At 69.2% G+C, this 18,262-nt stretch carries 18 protein-coding genes; 16 read left to right on the top strand and 2 right to left on the bottom strand.

The genetic code is table 11. The features are described 5' to 3' along the window. Positions 1 to 27: 27 nt before the first annotated feature. On the bottom strand, positions 28 to 858 hold the full coding sequence (locus ABB55_RS15715; RefSeq protein WP_054359653.1) for an IclR family transcriptional regulator: 831 nt from the start codon (positions 856 to 858) through the stop codon (positions 28 to 30). A gap of 139 nt (positions 859 to 997) precedes the next feature. Between ABB55_RS15715 and ABB55_RS15710 the strand changes: the two genes are divergently transcribed. From ABB55_RS15710 to ABB55_RS15670, 9 genes are all read left to right on the top strand, one after another. Continuing rightward, positions 998 to 1,705, top strand: a complete 708-nt coding sequence (locus ABB55_RS15710; protein ID WP_054359652.1) for an SDR family NAD(P)-dependent oxidoreductase — start codon at positions 998 to 1,000, stop codon at positions 1,703 to 1,705. After that, the gene (locus ABB55_RS15705) at positions 1,702 to 2,025 is read left to right on the top strand and encodes a (2Fe-2S)-binding protein (protein ID WP_420848232.1); all 324 of its coding nucleotides are present in this window, start codon (positions 1,702 to 1,704) and stop codon (positions 2,023 to 2,025) included. The genes ABB55_RS15710 and ABB55_RS15705 overlap by 4 nt, the downstream gene beginning before the upstream one ends. After that, positions 2,022 to 3,395, top strand: coding sequence for an FAD/NAD(P)-dependent oxidoreductase (locus ABB55_RS15700; protein WP_054359651.1), 1,374 nt, complete (start codon positions 2,022 to 2,024; stop codon positions 3,393 to 3,395). Before ABB55_RS15705 ends, ABB55_RS15700 begins: the two co-directional genes overlap by 4 nt. Further along, positions 3,392 to 4,552 carry an NAD(P)/FAD-dependent oxidoreductase gene (locus ABB55_RS15695; protein WP_054359650.1) on the top strand — a complete coding sequence of 387 codons (1,161 nt, stop codon included), beginning with the start codon at positions 3,392 to 3,394 and terminating at the stop codon, positions 4,550 to 4,552. The genes ABB55_RS15700 and ABB55_RS15695 overlap by 4 nt, the downstream gene beginning before the upstream one ends. Before the next feature lie 87 nt (positions 4,553 to 4,639). Next, complete coding sequence (locus tag ABB55_RS15690; protein WP_054359649.1) at positions 4,640 to 6,184, top strand: ABC transporter substrate-binding protein; 1,545 nt, start codon at positions 4,640 to 4,642, stop codon at positions 6,182 to 6,184. Positions 6,185 to 6,279: 95 nt separating this feature from the next. After that, positions 6,280 to 7,221, top strand: a complete 942-nt coding sequence (locus ABB55_RS15685; RefSeq protein ID WP_054359648.1) for an ABC transporter permease — start codon at positions 6,280 to 6,282, stop codon at positions 7,219 to 7,221. Next, positions 7,218 to 8,081, top strand: coding sequence for an ABC transporter permease (locus ABB55_RS15680; protein WP_054359647.1), 864 nt, complete (start codon positions 7,218 to 7,220; stop codon positions 8,079 to 8,081). The genes ABB55_RS15685 and ABB55_RS15680 overlap by 4 nt, the downstream gene beginning before the upstream one ends. Then, complete coding sequence (locus ABB55_RS15675) at positions 8,078 to 9,088, top strand: ABC transporter ATP-binding protein (RefSeq protein ID WP_054359646.1); 1,011 nt, start codon at positions 8,078 to 8,080, stop codon at positions 9,086 to 9,088. Before ABB55_RS15680 ends, ABB55_RS15675 begins: the two co-directional genes overlap by 4 nt. Then, positions 9,085 to 10,056, top strand: a complete 972-nt coding sequence (locus tag ABB55_RS15670; RefSeq protein WP_054359645.1) for an ABC transporter ATP-binding protein — start codon at positions 9,085 to 9,087, stop codon at positions 10,054 to 10,056. The genes ABB55_RS15675 and ABB55_RS15670 overlap by 4 nt, the downstream gene beginning before the upstream one ends. Before the next feature lie 192 nt (positions 10,057 to 10,248). Here ABB55_RS15670 and ABB55_RS15665 read toward each other — a convergent pair whose 3' ends face one another. Next, on the bottom strand, positions 10,249 to 11,121 hold the full coding sequence (locus ABB55_RS15665) for a DMT family transporter (protein WP_160321249.1): 873 nt from the start codon (positions 11,119 to 11,121) through the stop codon (positions 10,249 to 10,251). A 286-nt stretch (positions 11,122 to 11,407) separates the two neighbouring features. Between ABB55_RS15665 and ABB55_RS15660 the strand changes: the two genes are divergently transcribed. The 7 genes from ABB55_RS15660 to ABB55_RS15630 all read left to right on the top strand — a co-directional run bounded on the left by ABB55_RS15660 (position 11,408) and on the right by ABB55_RS15630 (position 18,261). Further along, on the top strand, positions 11,408 to 12,382 hold the full coding sequence (locus ABB55_RS15660; RefSeq protein ID WP_054359643.1) for an NAD(P)H-dependent flavin oxidoreductase: 975 nt from the start codon (positions 11,408 to 11,410) through the stop codon (positions 12,380 to 12,382). A gap of 160 nt (positions 12,383 to 12,542) precedes the next feature. After that, entirely contained in the window at positions 12,543 to 13,571 is a 1,029-nt protein-coding gene (locus ABB55_RS15655) for an ABC transporter substrate-binding protein (RefSeq protein ID WP_054359642.1), read from the top strand. Between the two features lie 151 nt (positions 13,572 to 13,722). Continuing rightward, positions 13,723 to 14,811: an ABC transporter ATP-binding protein gene (locus tag ABB55_RS15650; RefSeq protein ID WP_054359641.1), complete on the top strand. Its 1,089-nt coding sequence runs from the start codon at positions 13,723 to 13,725 to the stop codon at positions 14,809 to 14,811. A gap of 3 nt (positions 14,812 to 14,814) precedes the next feature. Further along, positions 14,815 to 15,723: an ABC transporter permease gene (locus tag ABB55_RS15645; RefSeq protein ID WP_054359640.1), complete on the top strand. Its 909-nt coding sequence runs from the start codon at positions 14,815 to 14,817 to the stop codon at positions 15,721 to 15,723. 11 nt (positions 15,724 to 15,734) lie between these two features. Further along, the gene (locus tag ABB55_RS15640) at positions 15,735 to 16,541 is read left to right on the top strand and encodes an ABC transporter permease (protein ID WP_054359639.1); all 807 of its coding nucleotides are present in this window, start codon (positions 15,735 to 15,737) and stop codon (positions 16,539 to 16,541) included. Position 16,542: 1 nt separating this feature from the next. Beyond that, complete coding sequence (locus tag ABB55_RS15635) at positions 16,543 to 17,364, top strand: enoyl-CoA hydratase-related protein (RefSeq protein WP_054359638.1); 822 nt, start codon at positions 16,543 to 16,545, stop codon at positions 17,362 to 17,364. A gap of 108 nt (positions 17,365 to 17,472) precedes the next feature. Beyond that, entirely contained in the window at positions 17,473 to 18,261 is a 789-nt protein-coding gene (locus tag ABB55_RS15630; RefSeq protein ID WP_054359637.1) for an enoyl-CoA hydratase/isomerase family protein, read from the top strand. The last annotated feature ends 1 nt before the right edge of the window (position 18,262 follow it).

Here is an 18,262-nt window from a genome sequence, read left to right as displayed (position 1 = left end):
GGATCGACGCCGCGCCCGTCGATCCGGTCAGCCCGGCGCCCTGACCCCGCCCAGGAACCGGGCCGGGTGGCGCAAGGCAGGATCGAACGGCGACAGGCGGCGACCGATCGCCTCGGCTTCGCGGTTGAGCAGTTCGACCACCTTGGCACGCCGCTCCGCCGTCAGCCGCTCGGTCAGGGTACCGACCGACAGGGCGGCGACGACCCGCCGTGTGGTATCGAAGATCGGCACGGCCACGCCGATCATGCCGGTCAGCAGGCCGTAGTCGGTCGCCGCATGGCCGCTGGCCAGGACCTTCTCGATCTCGGTGCGCAGGAAGGCTTCGTCGATCGGACCGCGGTCGATCAGTCGCGGCAGGTTGAAGCGGATCACCTCCTCGCGCTCGTCCGGCGGCAGATAGGCCAGGATGACCAGCGAGCCCTGGCCCATGCCGAGCGGAATGCGCCCGCCGATATCGCCGGTGAAGCTGCGGATCGGGAAGGGACCGTCGGCACGGTCGAGGCAGACGACGTTCAGGCCGGAGCGCACCAGCAGGAAGATCGTGTCGTTGAGTGTTGCCGAGAGCCGGAGCAATGCGGGCCGGCAGATGTCGCGCAGGTTGTCGGCGGTCTCCGCCCGTGCCGCGATCGAGAAGAAATCGAGCCCGACCCGGTAGCGCCGGTCGGGCGTGCGGTCGACGAAGCCTTCCGCGGTCAATGCGCGGGCCAGCCGATGGGCGGTCGCCTCGGTCTCCCCGGCCAGACGGGCGAGGTCGGACAGCCGCATCCCGTCCGGCGGCGCGCCGGCCAGAACGCGCAGCAGCCGCAGCCCGCGCTGCAGGCTGGTCGGGCCTTTCGGCTCGTCGTCGGTTTTCTGCATTCGGAACACGCTGCGTCAGGCTGCACGATAAATTCCGTATGCCGGAATAATTCAAAAGTTTCTTCCGCATGTCGAGAGCCGGCGTTGACTCGCCGTCGTCACGATGCCGTCATCAGGGCGATCGGATCGGGCGGTGGGCATGGACGACGGACGCAAGGTGGCGATGATTTCGGGGGCTTCGCGCGGGATCGGCGCGGAGATCGCGGCTGCGCTCGCCGAGGCCGGCTATGCGCTTTCGCTCGGCGTCAGACGGCCGGAAGCCGTGCGGGACCGCTTTGGCGCGGACGGCCCCGATCTCCTGATCCATCCCTACGAGGCGACCGATCCGGCGGCGGCCCCGGCCTGGGTGGCGGCCACTCTGGAGCGTTTCGGGCGCATCGACGTCCTGGTCAACAATGCCGGCATCGCCACCTTCGTCGGCCTGGAGGATGGCGATCCCGACGAACTCGACCGCCTCTTCGCCGTCGACGTCAAGGCGCCCTTCTTGCTGATCCGGGCCGCCCTGCCGGCGCTGAAGGCCTCCGGTGCCGGCCGCGTCGTCAATGTCGCCTCGCTCTCGGGCAAGCGGGTGATGGGGCTCAATGCCGGCTACCAGATGGCCAAGCATGCGGTCGTCGCGCTGACCCATGCGGTCCGCCGGCTCGGCTGGGAGCATGGCATCCGCGCCACGGCGCTATGCCCCGGCTATGTGGCGACCGACCTGACCGCGGCGGTCTCCGATCCGCCGCCCGAGGCGATGACGGATCCGAAGGACCTTGCGCGCCTGGTCGTGACCGTGGTCGGCCTGCCCAACACCGCCGCCGTCGCCGAACTCCTCGTCAACTGCCGCTACGAGCACATGCTGTGACTGCCGCCCCCACCCAATCAGCGGCCGCTCCGGCGCCGCTCTTCCGCCGCCTGCACCCGCGGGCTGGCGAGACCGTCGCCTTCACGATCGACGGCCGGCCCGCCGCCGCGAAGGTCGGCGACCTGCTCCTGTCGGCGATCCTGCTCAATGGCGGCGCGCTGCGCCGGTTCGAGTTCGGCGATGGCCATCGCGCCGGCTTCTGCCTGATGGGCGCATGCCAGGATTGCTGGGTCGATCTCGCCGACGGACGGCGACTGCGCGCCTGCACGACGCCGGTCGAGCCCGGCATGGCGGTCGTCATCGACGGGGTCCGGCCATGACGGCACCGAAGTCCCCCCGCGTGGTGGTGATCGGCGCCGGCCCGGCCGGCCTCCGGGCGGTCGAAGTGCTGGCCCGCGCGGGTCTGAGGCCCGTACTGGTCGACGAGGCGTCGCGGCCGGGCGGACAGATCTACCGCCAGCCGCCGGCCGGCGCCGAGCGTCCGCCCGAGGCGCTCTATGGCCTGGAGGCCGGCAAGGCGCGCGCGCTGCATGCGCTGCCGGCCGAACTCGGCGCGGCGATCGACTACCGCCCCGGAACGTTGGCCTGGGCGATCGAGGACACGGGCATCGACCTGCTCGGACCGAAGGGCTTCGAACGGCTCGATTTCGATCGCCTGATTCTGGCGACCGGCGCCATGGACCGCGTCCTGCCCTTCCCGGGCTGGACCCTGCCGGGCGTGTTCACCCTCGGCGCCGCCCAGATCGCCCTGAAGGCGCAGGGCATGGCGATCGGCGCGCGGGTGGCGCTGGTCGGCGCCGGGCCGCTCCTGCCGCTGATCGTACATCAGTACCGCAAGGCCGGCGCGACCGTCGTCGCCGCGCTCGACGTGACGCCCTTCGGCGCCAAGGTGGCAGCGCTGCCGGGCCTGCTGAACGAGCCCGTGACGCTCGCCAAGGGCCTCTGGTACACCGCACGCAACGCCATGGCCGGGCTGTCCATCCGCTCCGGGGTCGCCGCCGTCGCCGTGCAGGGACGTGATCGGGTCGAAGCGCTGGTCTGGCGCGACGCGAAAGGCCGCGAGCATCGTGTCGCCTGCGATGCCGTCGGGGCTTCGTTCGGGCTCCGCAGCGAGGCGCAGCTGGCCGATCTCGCCAAGCTGGACTTCGTCTTCGAGCCGGTCACCCGGCAGTGGATCCCGCGCCGGGACCCGGCCGGCCGGTCGAGCCGGGCCGATGTCTACCTGGCCGGCGACGGCGCCGGCATCGGCGGTGCGGATGCCGCCGAACTGCAGGGCGCTCGCGCCGCGCTGGCGCTGCTCGAGGATATCGGGCGGCCGGTCGAGGCCGCGCGCGTCGCGGCACTGGACGCGCGGCTCGCCCGGCAGGCGCGCTTCCGCGCGGCGCTGGAGCGGGCCTATCCGTTCCCGGCGCATCTGGTCGACGCCATCGCCGACGACGAAATCCTCTGCCGCTGCGAGGGCATCACGGCCGGCACCGTGCGCGCCGCCGCGCGCGACCGGGAGGCCGGCGAGATGAACCGGCTCAAGGCTCTGACCCGGCTCGGCATGGGACGCTGCCAGGGGCGGGTCTGCGGGCAGGCGGCCGCGGAGGTGCTGGCGCGCGCACTCGATCGCGATGTCGCCACGGTCGGCCGACTGCGCGGCAATCCGCCGGTCAAGCCGATCCCGATCCGGGAGGCGCTGACATGAGCGAGCGGCTCGATTGTGACGTGACCGTCGTCGGTGGCGGCGTCGCCGGCCTTGCGGCCGCGGTCGCCCTGCGCCAGAGCGGCCTGAGCGTGACGGTGCTGGAGAAGCGCCTGTGCGGCGCCGGAGCGAGCGGGGTCAATTTCGGCGGCGTGCGCCAGCAGGGCCGCGAACTGGTCGAACTGCCGCTCGCGGCGCGCTCGCGCAAGCTGTGGGACGGGCTCAACGCCTTTCTCGGCGAGGATGTCGAGTTCGAGGCGACCGGACACATCAAGCTGGCGCGCTCCGAGGCAGATCTCGCCGAACTGGAGCGCTACGCCGCAGCGGCCGCCGAATGGGGCCTCGAGCTGACCATGCTCGGGCCGAATGCGGTGCGCGACGCGCTGCCCTGGCTCGGCGAGAAGGTGGTCGGCGCCTCGCTCTCGCCGACCGACGGCCAGGCCAATCCGCGCGTCGTCGGCCCCGCCTATGCGCGGCTCGCCCGCCGGCTCGGCGTCGACATCCGCGAGATGACCCCGGTTGTCGCCGCCACACGATCCGGGACGGACCGCTTCACGGTGGAAGCGGCGGGGCTGACGGTCACCAGCCGGCATCTCGTCAACACAGCAGGCGCCGGCGGCGGGCTCCTGGCGGCCGCCTTCGGCGAGGCCGCGCCGGTGACGCCGCTCAATCCCAACATGCTGGTCACCGAGCCGCTGCCCTATTTCGTCGAGCGCTCGATCGGCGTCGTCGGCGGCGATGTCTATGTCCGCCAGATCCGGCGCGGCAATGTCATCTTCGGCGGCGGCTCCGGATGGCACGATGCCGAAAAGGGCCTCGCACGCCCCGTGACGGAACAGTCGATCGGTGGGATGCTGCGAACGCTACAGCTGGTCCCCGGGCTGACCCACGCCCAGGTGATCCGCAGCTGGAGCGGCGTCGACGGCCAGATGCCCGACCACATCCCGGTGATCGGGCCGTCTTCGACGACGCCGGGGCTGGTCCACGCCTTCGGCTTTTCCGGCCACGGCTTCCAGCTGGGGCCGGCGGTCGGAGTGATCCTTTCGGAACTGGTCCTTGCGGGCCGCACCGAAAGTCCGATCGCGCCCTTCCGCATCGAGCGCTTCGCCGGCCATGCCGGCGCGGCACCGGCGGCCGGGCCGGTGCATGTGGAACACTGATATCCGCCCGTCCGGCACCCAGCCGGGCCGGCAGACCGGAAGACCGAGAACGACGGCCGATCACGGTCGCGAGACAGGAGAGCACCGATGAAGCGACATATCATTGCCGCCACTGCCGCCGCATTCCTCATGGGGGTGGCGTTGCCGGCTTCGGCCGAATCCGTCCTGACCGTCGGCATGGCCGCCGCCGATATCGGCCAGCTCGATCCGCACCGCGCCACCACCACCCAGGACAAGCCGGTCGTCTCCTGGATGTTCAACGGTCTGGTGCGCTTCAAGCCGGGCTCCTCGAGCCTCGAGGAACTCGAACCCGATCTGGCCGAGAGCTGGGACAAGAGCGCCGACGGCCTGACCTGGACCTTCAAGCTGCGCAAGGGCGTGAAGTTCCACGGCGACTGGGGCGAGATGACCGCCGATGACGTGGTCTATTCGCTGAAGCGCGCGGCCGATTCCAAGACCTCGTCCTTCGCCTCCGACTACGCGGCCGTCGCCGCCATCGAGGCGGTCGATCCCTCCACCGTCAAGATCGTCCTGAAGCAGCCGATTCCGGCGCTGCTCGGGATCGTCGCCAACTATCACGGCGGCAACATCGTCTCGAAGAAGGCCGCCGAAGCGATCGGCCCCGACTTCAAGACCAAGCCGGTCGGCACCGGACCCTTCGCGCTGGTCGAGTACAAGTCCAACGAAAGCCTCACCTTCGTCGCCAACAAGGCCTATTTCCGCGGCGCGCCGAAGATCGACAAGATCGTCTACCGCTTCATTCCGGCGGATGCCTCGCGCGACCTCGCCTTCACGTCCGGCGAACTCGACGTGGTCTATGGCCGCCAGGATCAGCGCTGGGTCGAGCGCTTCAAGAAGGAGCCGAACGTCGTCGTCGAGGTGGTGCAGCCGTCCGAACTGTCGCTGTTCCACCTGAACCGCGCCATGAAGCCGCTCGACGACCTCCGCGTCCGCCAGGCGATCGCCTATGCGGTCGACAGCAAGCAGATGGTCGCGTTCAAGGGTGCGGCGACCGCCCTGCCGCCGGTCTCGGTCATCCCGACCGGCTATCTCGGCACCGACGAGAAGGCCAAGCTCTATCCGTTCGATCCGGCCAAGGCGAAAGCCCTGCTGGCGGAAGCCGGCTATCCGAACGGCGTCGCCATCAAGGTCCTGCAGACCAGCCTGCCGACCATGCTGAACTCCATGCAGATCCTGCAGGCTCAGCTGAAGACCGTCGGTATCGACCTGCAGATGGAAGTGGTCGACCACCAGTCCTGGCACGCCCAGATCCGCAAGGACCTGTCCGGCGCCAACTACTATTCGGCCGCCCGCTTCCCCGTAGCCGACGTCTATCTGAAGCAGTTCTTCCATTCCTCGGCGACCGTGCTCAAGCCGACCGCGGTGACCAACTTCTCGCACTGCGACGTGGCCGACAAGGAGATCGACGAGGCCTCCGTGGCGGTCGATCCGGTCAAGCAGAAGGAACTCTGGTACATCGCGCAGAAGAAGATCATTGAGGATGTCTGCGCCGTGCCGCTGTTCGAGCAGCTGCAGGTCTGGGCCCGCCACACCAACGTGGACTACGGCTACCAGTTCAAGGGCGCGATCCATCTCGGCCCGGTGATCACCGAAGCCACCACCAAGAAGTGATCCGGATCGGCCGGGCGGCACAGCGGCCGCCCGGCCGCCACCGCCCGCGACGGCGGCCGGTGAACAATCCTCGGAGAATCACTTAGGGTGGGGCGATGCTGCGTTTCGTGATCAAACGGCTGATCCTGGCCATACCGACCCTCTGGGCGGTGTTGACCACGGTCTTCGTGCTCGTCCGGGTGGTGCCCGGCGATCCGACCATCGCCATCCTGGGCGACCAGGCCTCCGAGGGCGCCCGCGCGGAACTGCGCGACAAGCTCGGCCTGTCCAAGCCGATCCTGGCGCAATATGTCGACTTCATGAGCCAGATCCTGACCGGCGATCTCGGCCGGTCGCTGTCGACCAACCGGCCGATCGCCGACGACGTGCTGGCGGTGCTGCCCTACACGATCGAGCTGACGCTGGCCGCGCTGGTGGTCGGCACCGTGCTCGGCGTGCCGCTCGGCGTCCTGGCGGCGAAGAACCGAAACGGCTTCGCCGACTGGTTCGCCCGCATCTTCTCGCTCGCCGGCGTCTCCTTCCCGGCCTTCGTCTCCGGCATCCTGCTGCTGCTCGTCTTCGCGGTGGAACTGCGCTGGTTTCCGGTCATCTCCTCCGCCAATGCGGCCGATCCGGTCGAGCGTCTGCGCGCCCTGGTCCTGCCGGCGCTCAATCTCGGCCTGCTGATGGTCGCCTATGTCACCCGCGTGACCCGGTCCGGGATGCTGAAGGCGCTCAGCGAGGACTATGTCCGCACCGCCCGCGCCAAGGGCCTGCCCTATCGGACGGTGGTCTGGCGCCATGCCTTCCGCAACGTGCTGGTGCCGATCGTGACCGTGGTCGGGCTCTATCTCGGCGTGCTGATCGGCAATGCCGTGCTGACCGAGATCGTGTTCAACCGGCCCGGCATCGGCAAGCTGATCGTGACCGCCCTGAACCAGCGCGACTATTCGCTGCTGCAGGGGCTGATGGTCGTCTCCGCCTTCGCGATCGTGCTCGCCAACATCCTGACCGACCTGACCTATGGCCTCGTGGACCCGCGGGTGAAGACACAATGAGCGCGCCAGCCCCGACCGCCGCCGCCCCGCGCTCCTCGGCCTTCGGCCGCGCGACCCGCTCCGGCGGCCTCGCCCTCGGCGTGCTGATCGTGGTCGCCTCGATCGCGGCCGCCGTGGCCGCGCCCTGGATCGCGCCGTTCGATCCGAATGCGCAGGACGTGCTGCTGGTCCTGTCGCCGCCCGATACCGTGCACCCGCTCGGCACCGACGCCTTCGGGCGCGACGTGCTCTCGCGCATCCTGTGGGGCGCGCGCATCTCGCTCTATGTCGGCTTCGTCGCGACCCTGGCCGGCGTCGTGATCGGTACGGTGATCGGCGTCGTTTCGGGCTACTACGGCGGCCTCGTCGACCGGCTGGTGGTGGCGGCGACCGACGTGCTGCTGTCCTTCCCGCAGCTGATCATGGGGCTCCTGCTGGTCGCCGTGCTCGGCGCCTCGCTGACCAACCTGATCATCGCCATCGCGGTCACGGCGGTGCCGGCCTTCATCCGCATGGCGCGCGGCTCGACCATGGCGATGCGCGAGCGCGACTTCGTCGATGCCTGCCGGGCGCTCGGCTATTCGGACATGCGTATCATGTTCCTGCATGTGCTGCCGAACATCCTCGACGAACTGGTCGTGATGGCGTCGCTCTGGCTAGCGACCGCCATCCGCACCGAATCGACCCTTGCCTTCATCGGTCTCTCGGTGCCGCCGCCGACCTCGACCTGGGGCGGCATCGTGCGCGAGGGCTTCGACAACCTGCTCGACGCGCCCTGGATGTCGATCTTCCCAAGTCTCGCCATCCTGGCCGTGATGATCGGGCTCAACCTGATCGGCGATGGCCTGCGCGACGCCACCGATCCGAGGTCGCCGCAATGACCGCTGCCCTGCGCGACGATTTCATCCCCGATGCCGAGCCGCCCGCGCTGGTGGTCGACGAACTGACCACGCAGATCCGCGTCGGCCGCACCTGGTACGATGCCGTGCGCGGCATCTCGTTCGCGGTCCGGCCGCGCGAGACCTTGGCGCTGGTCGGCGAAAGCGGCTGCGGCAAGAGCCTGACGGCCCTCTCGGTGATGGGGCTGCTGCCGGCCGGCGTCGGCCGCGTCTCCGGCGGACGCATCGTCGTCGACGGCGTCGACATGACCGCCGCCGACGAGCCGACGCGCGAAAGCATGCGCGGCGACCGCATCGGCATGATCTTCCAGGAGCCGATGACCTCGCTGAACCCGGTCCTGCCGATCGGCTTCCAGGTCGCCGAATCGCTGATCCAGCATCGCGGCCTGTCCAAGAAGGCGGCGCTCAACCGCGCCCGCGAACTGCTCGAACTGGTCCGCGTTCCCGCCGCCGCCTCGCGGCTCGACGCCTATCCGCACCAGTTCTCCGGCGGCATGCGCCAGCGCGTGATGATCGCGCTCGCGCTCGCCTGCGATCCGAAGGTGCTGATCGCCGACGAACCGACCACCGCGCTCGACGTGACCATCCAGGCGCAGGTGCTGGCGCTGATGGCCGACGTGCAGAAGCGCGAGGGTCTGGCGCTGCTGCTGATCACCCACAATCTGGGCGTGGTCGCCTCGGTCGCCGACCGGGTCATGGTCATGTATGGCGGCGACGTGGTCGAGAGCGGGCCGGTCAGGGCCTTCTTCGCGCGGCCGTCGCATCCCTATTCCGAGGCGCTGCTCGCCGCCATGCCGCGCATCGACGGCGACACGCCGCTGCAGCCGATCGCCGGCCAGGTGCCGACGCTGACGCAGATGCCGACGGGCTGCCGCTTCGCCACCCGCTGCGCGCTGCGCCACGACCGCTGCGCCGAACTGCCGCCGCTGACCCCGGTCGGCGACGATCCCAACCATCTGGTCCGCTGCTGGGCGAGGATGTCGCCATGACCGCCACGCCCCTTCTGGACATTCGCGACCTGCGCAAGATTTACAAGACCCGGCGCGGCTGGCCGATCCCGAAGACCGCACTGGTGCGCGCGCTCGACGGCGTCTCCTTCACGGTCGGCCGCGGCGAGGCGCTCGGCGTGGTCGGCGAGAGCGGCTGCGGAAAGTCGACGGTTGCCCGCGTCGCGCTCCGCCTGCAGGAAGCCGATGGCGGCGCGGTCCAGTTCGACGGCACCGACGTGCTCGCCGCCGGCAAGACCGATCTCCGCACCCTGCGCCGGCGCATGCAGATGGTGTTCCAGGACCCGGCCTCCTCGCTCGACGGGCGGCAGCGGATCATCGACGCCCTCGGCGAACCCTTGCGCGTCCACGGCATCGCCAGCGGCGCGGCGGTCAAGCCGGCGGTGGTGCGGCTGCTCGACGAGGTCGGCCTGCCGCCGAGCGCCGTCGACCGCTATCCGCACGAATTCTCCGGCGGCCAGCGCCAGCGCATCGGCATCGCGCGCGCCCTGGCGCTCGGCCCGGACCTGATCTTCGCCGACGAGCCGGTCTCGGCGCTCGACGTATCGGTCCAGGCGCAGATCCTGAAGCTGCTCGAGACGCTGCGCCGCGAGCGCAACCTCGCCTTCGTGTTCATCTCGCACGATCTCGGCGTGGTCCGCTATTTCTGCCAGCGCGTGGTGGTCATGTATCTCGGCCGCGTCGTCGAAACCGGCCCGGTACCCGAGATCTTCGTCGACCCGCTGCACCCCTATACCAGGCTCCTGAAGCTGTCCTCGCCCGAGCCCGACCCGGCGCGCGCCGTCGCGATGGCGTTCCAGGAGGGCGAGCCGCCGTCACCGGTCGATCCGCCGTCGGGATGCCATTTCCACCCGCGCTGCCCGATCGCCGTCGACCGCTGCCGGACCGAGGCGCCGGCCCTGCGCGAGCTCCGGACGGGCCGCCACGCGGCCTGCCATCTCGCTACATAGGGGTCAAGGAGTTGGTGGTTCGGATTCACGAGCCGGATGGGTGCCATCCGTCTCGATCGAACCACCAGTGGTCAAAGAGTTAGTGGTTTGGATTCACGAGACGGAGGGGTACCATCCGTCTCGATCAAACCACTAGGGCCGGACCGGGATCGGTGCGCGGCATGGCCGGCTCGGCCCGGGCGCGCCCGCCTCTCAGCCGGGGCGGCCAGGCCGGGACCGCGCCAGTAGGTGGAAGAGGCTGCTGCTCGCCACGACGCCGGCGCCGACCAGCGTCCAGAGGCCCGGCATGGCGCCCCAGACGATCCAGGTGATGCCGGTTGACCAGATCAGGCCCGAATAGGCGAAGGGGGCGAGGTCGGAGGCTTGCGCCGACCGATAGGCGAGCGTCGCAAAGCCGATGCCGAAGCTGGAGGACAGCGCCGCACCGGCAAACAGGGCCAGGTCGTCGATCCGGATGGCGAGGCCGTCGCCGATCGCCAGCGGCGCGATGAAGACCGCCGAGAAGGCCGCGCCGAAGAAGCTGACCGTCCAGAGATTGTCGTCCTGCTTGAGCCAGCGGGCGGACAGCGAGATCGAGGCATAGAGGAACGCGCAGGCCAGGATCAGCAGCGAGGCCGGCTGGAACGCCGCCGATCCGGGCCGCATGGCGATCATCACCCCGCAGAATCCGACCAGGACGGCGACCCATTTCTGCCAACCGACCGTTTCCTTGAACAGCGTGGCGGAGGCGACGGTGATGATGAAGGGCGAGGCGAACAGGATCACAGTCGCCTCGGCGACGCTGAGATGCTTCAGGCCGTGAATGTAGAGATAGGCGGCCAGCAGATTGATCGCCCCGCGCAGGGCATAGAGCGGCGCATGCGCCGACCATCGGATCCGATCCCGCCCGATCACCACCGCCATGCCGGCCAGCAGCGGCATCGCCAGAAGGCTGCGCACGAAGATGATCACCGGCACGTCGTACCGGTCGATCAGGAACTTGGTCATCGTGTCGTTGAGCGTGAAGCACAACGAACCGAGGCACATCATGGCTATGGCCCGCACCGTCCCGGGGGTGGCGATCATCGGACGGCGGCCCCCGGCGGGGTCGTCGCCGCGCAGCGACCTTCGGCGAGCGGCCGCGCGGGCGGAGGGGCCGGGTCCCGGTCCGCCGGGACGGACCGGGATTTCGGACGGAAGTGACGCACGGACCCGCCTTTCCACCTGGGAATCGCAGAACATTGGACGCTTGTCCAACGTTTCGGAATGCTATCTTTATATAAGTTGGACGGCCAGCATATTTTCTGTTTACAGGATGGCCGCCCCCGCACTAACCTCCCTCCATCAGCGGATCGGACGAGGCCAGGACGGCATGAAGACGCGGGTCACCGAACTACTGGGCATCCGATACCCGATCATCCAGGGCGGCATGCAGTGGGTCGGCCGTGCGGAACTGGCCGCCGCCGTCTCCAACGCAGGCGGCCTCGGCATCCTGACCGCGCTGACGCAGCCCGACCCGGAAGCCCTGCGGGCCGAGATCGCCCGGTGCCGGCAGATGACCGACGCGCCCTTCGGCGTGAACCTGACCATCCTGCCGTCGACCCAGCCGCCGCCCTACGAGGCCTATCTGGATGCCGCGCTCGAGTCCGGCGTGCGGATCATCGAGACGGCGGGGCGCAGCCCGAAGGAATTCATCGCCAAGGCCAAGGCGGCCGGCGCGATCATCGTCCACAAATGCACGGCGGTCCGGCATGCCCTGTCGGCGGAACGGGCCGGCGTGGATGCGATCTCGATCGACGGCTTCGAGGCGGCCGGCCATCCCGGCGAGGACGATGTCGGCGGCCTCGTCCTGTTTCCCGCCGCGGCGCGGGCCGTCAAGGTGCCGCTGATCGCCTCGGGGGGCATCGGCGATGGGCGAGGCATGGCGGCCGCCCTGATGCTCGGCGCGGAGGGGGTCAACATGGGCACCCGCTTCTGCGCCACACGCGAGGCGCCGATCCACGATGCCATCAAGCGCGCCCTGCTCGATGCGTCGGAATGCGACACCAAGCTGATCTTCCGGACGCTGCGCAACACCGGCCGGGTGCTGAAGAACAGGATCTCGCAGGAGGTCGTCGCACTGGAGACCAGGCCGGGCGGATGCACCTTCGCCGATCTCCAGCCGCTCGTCGCCGGCGCCCGCGGACGCGGCGCGCTGCAGTCGGGCGAGGTCGACGAGGGGCTGGTCTGGGCCAGCCAGGTCGTCGGCCTGGTCGAAGACATCCCGACCTGCGCCGAGCTGCTCGATCGCATGGTGCGCGAATGCCGGGAGGCGATGGAAGGCGGGCTCCGGGCCTTCGCGGCCTGACGCCGGCCGTCGCGACCGACGACGACCCGATCCAGCCATGCGGCCGGTGCGCTCCGGCCGCACGACCAACCGACCGGGGGGCCGGTACAACAGAACCGGATCTCAATCCGGGCCAATCAACGGATCCACACAAGTGGGTCCAGAAGAATGGGAGGAAACCATGGAACTGCGCGTGATCATGGCGGTATCGGCCTTGGCTCTGGCGACGCCCGCCATGGCCGAAGAGACGGTCAGCTACGCTTCCTATGGCGGCGCCTATCAGGAGGGCGTCCGCAAGGCGATCCTCGACCGCCTGCCGGCCGAGAAAGGCATGAAGGTCGTCGACTATGTGCTGGCCGGCGGCATTCGCGACATCCGCACCAAGGTCAAGGCCAAGGCCGTCGATATCGACGTGGCCGAGCTCTACGGCGGCCTCTGCGACCAGGCCGCCAAGGAAGAGCTGATCGTCCCGCTCGACTATTCGAAGATCCCCAACGCCGCCGGCGTTCCGGAGCATCTCCGCAACAAGAACTGGGTCGGCTTTACCGCCTACACGACGGTCCTGGCCTACAACAAGGACGTCTACGGCAAGAATCCCCCGAAGAACTGGGCCGATTTCTTCGACGTCGAGAAGTTCCCGGGCACGCGCGCGATCGGCGGCACCTATCCGTCGACCAACCTGGAGATCGCCCTCCTGGCCGACGGCGTGCCGAAGGAGAAGATCTATCCGGTCGACATCGAGCGTTCGATCAAGAAATGGACCAAGTTCAAGCCGAACATCACCGTCCGCTGGGCGACCGGCGCGCAGGCGACGCAGCTCGCCACCGCGCGCGAGGTCGACATGCTGACCATCTGGGCGGCCCGCATCGACGCCGCCATCAAGGAAGGCGCGCCCTACGCCTATACGCTCAACGATGCGGTGATGGACGTCGAATGCCTGGTGGTGCCGCGCAATTCGCCCAATCCCGAGGGCGCCATGCGGCTGATCAACCACCTGCTCGACCCGAAATACCAGGCCCGTCTGCCCGACTACATCCCCTACGGGCCGATGAACCAGGATGCCTTCAAGCTCGGACTGATCTCGCCCGAGAAGGCCGCCAAGGTGGTGACCAGCACCGAGAACATCGCCAAGCAGCTGATCACCGACATGCCCTACTGGGCCGCGCACATCATCGAGGCGCAGACCAAGTGGGATGCGGCGATGCAATAGGTCCCTCCCGCACGAACCCGGCGCCCGCGGGCGTCGGGTCCGACTTTGCGATCGCCCTCGCCGCCGACGGCGGGGGCCGGACCGATGACGCGCGCGGAGCGATCCGCCGCGGCCGGTCCTGCCATGCACGGGTTTCATTCGGGATGTGGCGATGAACCAGCCTGCGACGCCGGCCCTGCCGGTGCAGATCCAACAGCTGTCGAAGCATTTCGGGTCTCTGCGCGCCGTCGAGGATGTCTCCTTCGACATCCGGGCGGGGGAATTCCTCACGCTTCTGGGTCCGTCCGGATCCGGCAAGACGACGCTCTTGATGATGATCGCCGGGTTCAGCCGCCCGACCCGGGGATCGATCCGCATCGCCGATCAGGAGATCGTCCATCTGCCGCCGCACAAGCGCAACATCGGCATGGTCTTCCAGAATTATGCGCTGTTTCCGCATATGTCGGTCGGCGAGAACATCGCCTATCCGCTGCGGCTCAGGAAGCGTGGCAAGGCCGAGATCGAGGAGCGCGTGCGCCATGTGCTCGATCTGGTCCAGCTCGGCGGCTATCAGGACCGCAAGGTCAGCCAGCTCTCCGGCGGCCAGCGCCAGCGCATCGCGCTCGCCCGCGCCATCGTGTTCGAACCGCGCATCCTCCTGATGGACGAACCGCTCTCGGCGCTCGACAAGCAGTTGCGCGAGACGATGCAGATCGAGATCCGCAAGCTGCACGACCGCCTCGGCATGACCACCATCTCGGTCACGCACGACCAGCGCGAGGCGCTGACCATGTCGGACCGCATCGCGGTCTTCTCGCACGGCCGCCTCGCCCAGATCGCCTCGCCGTCCGACCTCTACGAGAAGCCGGCGAACCGCTTCATCGCGGCCTTCATCGGCGAATCCGCCTTCCTGCCGCTGACGCCGACCGACCGCGGCCTCGCCTATGCGGGACGCACGATCGAAACCGCCGACGGGCAGCGGCCGCCCGCCGGCAAGGCGCTCCTGATGCTGCGCCCCGAACGGCTGAAGATCGTCGAGGCCGGTGCGGCGGACGGCGGCAACGCCTTTCCGGGCCAGGTCGTCACGGTCGTGTTCCAGGGCGACAGCCTGCTCTTCGAGGTCCGTCTCGACGGCGGCGATACCGTCTTCGCCCGCCTCCCCAACCGGGCCGAGGACCTCCGGCGCCTGCCCCAGGCCGGCGCGCGGGTGACGCTCGGCCTCGATCGCGCCGATGCGCGCATCGTGCAGGCGGAGGACTAGGCGATGCAGCCGGCGGCAATCCTCCCCCCCGTCACCGAGGCCGACCTCGCCGCCAACCAGCGCGCCCTCGACCGCGAGGCGCGCGCCGAGGACCGGCTGATGTTCCGGCTGACCGTGCCGGCGCTGGCGATCGTGGCGATCCTGATGGTCGTGCCGATCGGCTGGCTCCTGTCGATGTCCTTCATCGGCGGCGACGGCCAGCTCGGTTTCGAGAACTACGCGCTGTTCTTCTCCGAGCCGGCCTATGTCCAGATGTTCGTCAATACGTTCGCGATCGCCTTCGCGGTGACGGCGCTGTGCCTGATCCTCGGCTATCCGGTCGCCTATGTGCTGGCGATCCTGCCGCCGCGCTGGTCGGGCCTTCTGATGCTCGCCGTGCTGGTCCCGTTCTGGACATCCGGACTGGTGCGCACCTTCTCGTGGCTGATCATCCTGCAGCGCAACGGCCTCGTGAACAAGGCGCTGGTCGCCACCGGGCTGGTCGAACGGCCGATCCCGCTCGTGCACAACATGACCGGCACGATCATCGGCATGGTCCACATCATGGTGCCGTTCCTGATCCTGCCGCTCTACGCCTCGATGAAGACCATCGACGGCAACCTGATGCGCGCCGCCGCCAGCGTCGGCTCGACGCCGACCCACGCCTTCCTGCGCGTCTTCCTGCCGCTCTCGATGCCCGGCCTGGTCGCCGGCACCATCATGGTCTTCGTGATGTGCCTCGGCTTCTACATCACCCCGGCGCTGCTCGGCGGCGGCAGGGTCAAGATGATCGCGCAGCGCATCGAGGAATCCATCTCGCTCTATCCGACCTGGGGACCCGCGGCGGCGCTCGCCGTGCTGCTGCTGGTCGTCACCGCCCTCTGCCTCGCCGCCAGCATGGTGCTGGTGCGGCGGCTCAGCACCGACCGTTGAGGGAGACGACGATGGAATCCCACGTGTCCCATCGCAACCGGCTCTGGCTCTACGTGCTGGTCGGCCTGGTCGTCTTCTATCTGGTCGCCCCCGCGCTGATCGTGGTGCCGGTCTCGTTCAGTTCGACGACCTCGCTGTCCTTCCCGCCGGCCGGCTGGTCGACCCGCTGGTACGAGGCCTTCTTCGGCCAGGAGAAGTGGATCGGATCGCTGTGGGTGTCGCTGCGCGTCGCCTTCGGCACCATGATCCTCGCCACGGTGACCGGCATCGCCGCCTCCTATGCGCTGCACATGTCCGGCTTCCGGCTGCGCAGCGCCATCCGGGCGACCCTGGTCTCGCCGCTGGCGGTGCCGGCAATCCTGATCGCGGTCGGCATCTTCTTCGTCTTCGCCCGCCTCGGCGGCCTGCTCAACACCCTGCACGGCCTGATCCTCGGCCACACGGTCGTCGCCATGCCGTTCGTCGTCCTGACCATGAGCGCCGGCTTCGAAAGCTACGACATGAGCCAGGAGATGGTCGCCCGGAGCCTCGGCGCGACCCGGTTCAAGGCCTTCATGACCGTCACGCTGCCGCAGCTCAAATTCTCGGTGGCGACCGCGATGCTGCTCGCGTTCCTGGTTTCCTTCGACGAGCTGATCATCTCGCTGATGGTCTCCTCCGGGCCCGTCTCGACCCTGTCGCGGGTGACCTTCGCGACGCTGCGCGACGATGTCGATCCGACGCTGGCAGCCGTCTCGACCCTCATGCTGGTGATGACCTCGGTGCCGCCGCTGATCCTGCATATCGTCACGACCCGTTCCAAGCGCGAGGACGCCTGACATGCTGGCGGATCTCAACCGGGAGCTCGCCGGCTTCGTCGAACTGCATCGCGACGGACCCATCCTCGAAATCCGGATGGTCAAGCCGGCCGTCAACGCGATCTGCCGACGCTTCAGCCGGAGCCTCGAACAGGCGGCCCTGCACCTCCAGAACGAGCCGGACCTGCGTGTCGGGCTCCTGACCAGCGGTTGCGAGAAGGCCTTCTCGGCGGGCTTGGATTTCCGTCAGTCGACCGCGCAGGACGGCCGCGAACGGGAGCCCGGCGCGAAGGAGGGCGGCTTCGGCGGCATCACCACGCTGTGGTCGCTGAAGAAGCCCCTGATCGCGGTGATCGGCGCGCCGGCGATCGGCGGCGGGCTCGAACTGGCGCTCGCCTGCGACATCATCCTGATGGCCGACGAGGCCCATCTGCGCCTGCCGGAACTGGAGCGCGGCCTCATACCGGACGGCGGCGGGCTGCAGCGGCTGCCGCGGCGCATTCCGCACCATGTCGCGACCGCCATGATCTGGACCGGCGAGCCGATGTCCGCCGCGGACGCTCTGCGCTGGGGGCTCGCCTATCGCACCGCGCCGCGCGACCGGCTCGACGCCATGGCCTCAGAGGTCGCCCGGCAGGTGGCCCGCGGCGCCCCGCTGGCGCAGCAGGCGCTGAAGGAGGCCTTGCGGGCCGTCGACGGCCTGCCGGACCGCCAGGCGATGGCCCTGCGCGGCCTGCCGGGTGCCGACCTGACCGTTTTCGAACGCATGCTGAAATCGGACGACATGATCGAAGGGCAGCGCGCCTTCCTGGAGAGGCGCGCGCCGCGATGGACGGGACACTGAGCCGGCACCGCCGGCGATCGAGGCGCCCCGCAGAGGGCGGCCGCTGCCCGGCAAAGGGCGGCTACCGCCCTGCACGGGGCGCCGGCAGGACATTTCCGGGAGGCAGGAATGTACAGGTTTCTTGAGACGGAACGTCACGGCGCGGTCGGGGTGATCGCGCTCAACCGGCCGGAGGCGCGCAATGCGCTCGGCATGGGCATCACGATCGAACTGCGCCGGGCCCTGCGCGAGGCGGCCGCGGACCGGACGATGCGGGCCCTCGTTCTGACCGGACGCGGCGGGGCCTTTTCGGCCGGCGCGGATGTCAAGGAATGGGCCGACAAGAGCAAGGGCGACAATCCCTGGCCGGACATGAACTGGGTCGAGGAATCGCTGCGGCTGGTGCAGCAGGTCCACGACATGCCGAAGCCGACCATCGCGATGATCGACGGCGCGGCCGTCGGCGCCGGGCTCGACATAGCCCTCGCCTGCGACTTCCGCTACGCGTCCGAGCGCTCCAAGTTCATCTGCTCCTACACCAATGTCGGCTACAACCCCGATTGCGGCGGCACCTGGCTGATGCCGCGCGTGATGGGTCTGGAGGCGGCCAAGCGCTTCGCCTTCACGGGCGACCTCTGGACGGCGGCGGTCGCGCTGGAGAACCGCCTGGTCAGCCATGTCAGCCCGACCGAACGGCTCTTCGACGACACGCTCGCTTTCGCCCAGAGGCTCGCCGCCGGGCCGACCGTCGCCATCGCCCAGGCGAAGAAGCTCCTGAACAGCGCCCATAGCCGCAGCCTGTCCGACCAGCAGTTGGAGGAGGTGGCCGCGGGCAAGATCTGCGCCCAGACCCAGGACCATGCCGAAGGGCTGGCGGCCGCCAACGAGCGCCGCGCCCCCCGGTTCGTCGGCGCGTGAG

Origin of the sequence: Prosthecodimorpha hirschii (assembly GCF_001305515.1) — a bacterium.
Classification (GTDB): domain Bacteria; phylum Pseudomonadota; class Alphaproteobacteria; order Rhizobiales; family Ancalomicrobiaceae; genus Prosthecodimorpha; species Prosthecodimorpha hirschii.
The sequence above is the reverse complement of the archived record's forward strand: the minus strand, read 5'-3'. Positions and strand labels throughout refer to the sequence as shown.

Excerpts from the sequence above, each read along its gene's own strand:
- ABB55_RS15680 (WP_054359647.1), top strand. The coding sequence starts at position 7,218 with ATGAGCGCGCCAGCCCCGACCGCCGCCGCCCCGCGCTCCTCGGCCTTC.
- ABB55_RS15670 (WP_054359645.1), top strand. The coding sequence starts at position 9,085 with ATGACCGCCACGCCCCTTCTGGACATTCGCGACCTGCGCAAGATTTAC.
- ABB55_RS15715 (WP_054359653.1), bottom strand. The coding sequence starts at position 858 with ATGCAGAAAACCGACGACGAGCCGAAAGGCCCGACCAGCCTGCAGCGC.
- ABB55_RS15640 (WP_054359639.1), top strand. The coding sequence starts at position 15,735 with ATGGAATCCCACGTGTCCCATCGCAACCGGCTCTGGCTCTACGTGCTG.
- ABB55_RS15650 (WP_054359641.1), top strand. The coding sequence starts at position 13,723 with ATGAACCAGCCTGCGACGCCGGCCCTGCCGGTGCAGATCCAACAGCTG.
- ABB55_RS15710 (WP_054359652.1), top strand. The coding sequence starts at position 998 with ATGGACGACGGACGCAAGGTGGCGATGATTTCGGGGGCTTCGCGCGGG.
- ABB55_RS15690 (WP_054359649.1), top strand. The coding sequence starts at position 4,640 with ATGAAGCGACATATCATTGCCGCCACTGCCGCCGCATTCCTCATGGGG.
- ABB55_RS15700 (WP_054359651.1), top strand. The coding sequence starts at position 2,022 with ATGACGGCACCGAAGTCCCCCCGCGTGGTGGTGATCGGCGCCGGCCCG.
- ABB55_RS15675 (WP_054359646.1), top strand. The coding sequence starts at position 8,078 with ATGACCGCTGCCCTGCGCGACGATTTCATCCCCGATGCCGAGCCGCCC.
- ABB55_RS15645 (WP_054359640.1), top strand. The coding sequence starts at position 14,815 with ATGCAGCCGGCGGCAATCCTCCCCCCCGTCACCGAGGCCGACCTCGCC.
- ABB55_RS15665 (WP_160321249.1), bottom strand. The coding sequence starts at position 11,121 with ATGATCGCCACCCCCGGGACGGTGCGGGCCATAGCCATGATGTGCCTC.
- ABB55_RS15660 (WP_054359643.1), top strand. The coding sequence starts at position 11,408 with ATGAAGACGCGGGTCACCGAACTACTGGGCATCCGATACCCGATCATC.
- ABB55_RS15685 (WP_054359648.1), top strand. The coding sequence starts at position 6,280 with ATGCTGCGTTTCGTGATCAAACGGCTGATCCTGGCCATACCGACCCTC.
- ABB55_RS15635 (WP_054359638.1), top strand. The coding sequence starts at position 16,543 with ATGCTGGCGGATCTCAACCGGGAGCTCGCCGGCTTCGTCGAACTGCAT.
- ABB55_RS15630 (WP_054359637.1), top strand. The coding sequence starts at position 17,473 with ATGTACAGGTTTCTTGAGACGGAACGTCACGGCGCGGTCGGGGTGATC.
- ABB55_RS15655 (WP_054359642.1), top strand. The coding sequence starts at position 12,543 with ATGGAACTGCGCGTGATCATGGCGGTATCGGCCTTGGCTCTGGCGACG.
- ABB55_RS15695 (WP_054359650.1), top strand. The coding sequence starts at position 3,392 with ATGAGCGAGCGGCTCGATTGTGACGTGACCGTCGTCGGTGGCGGCGTC.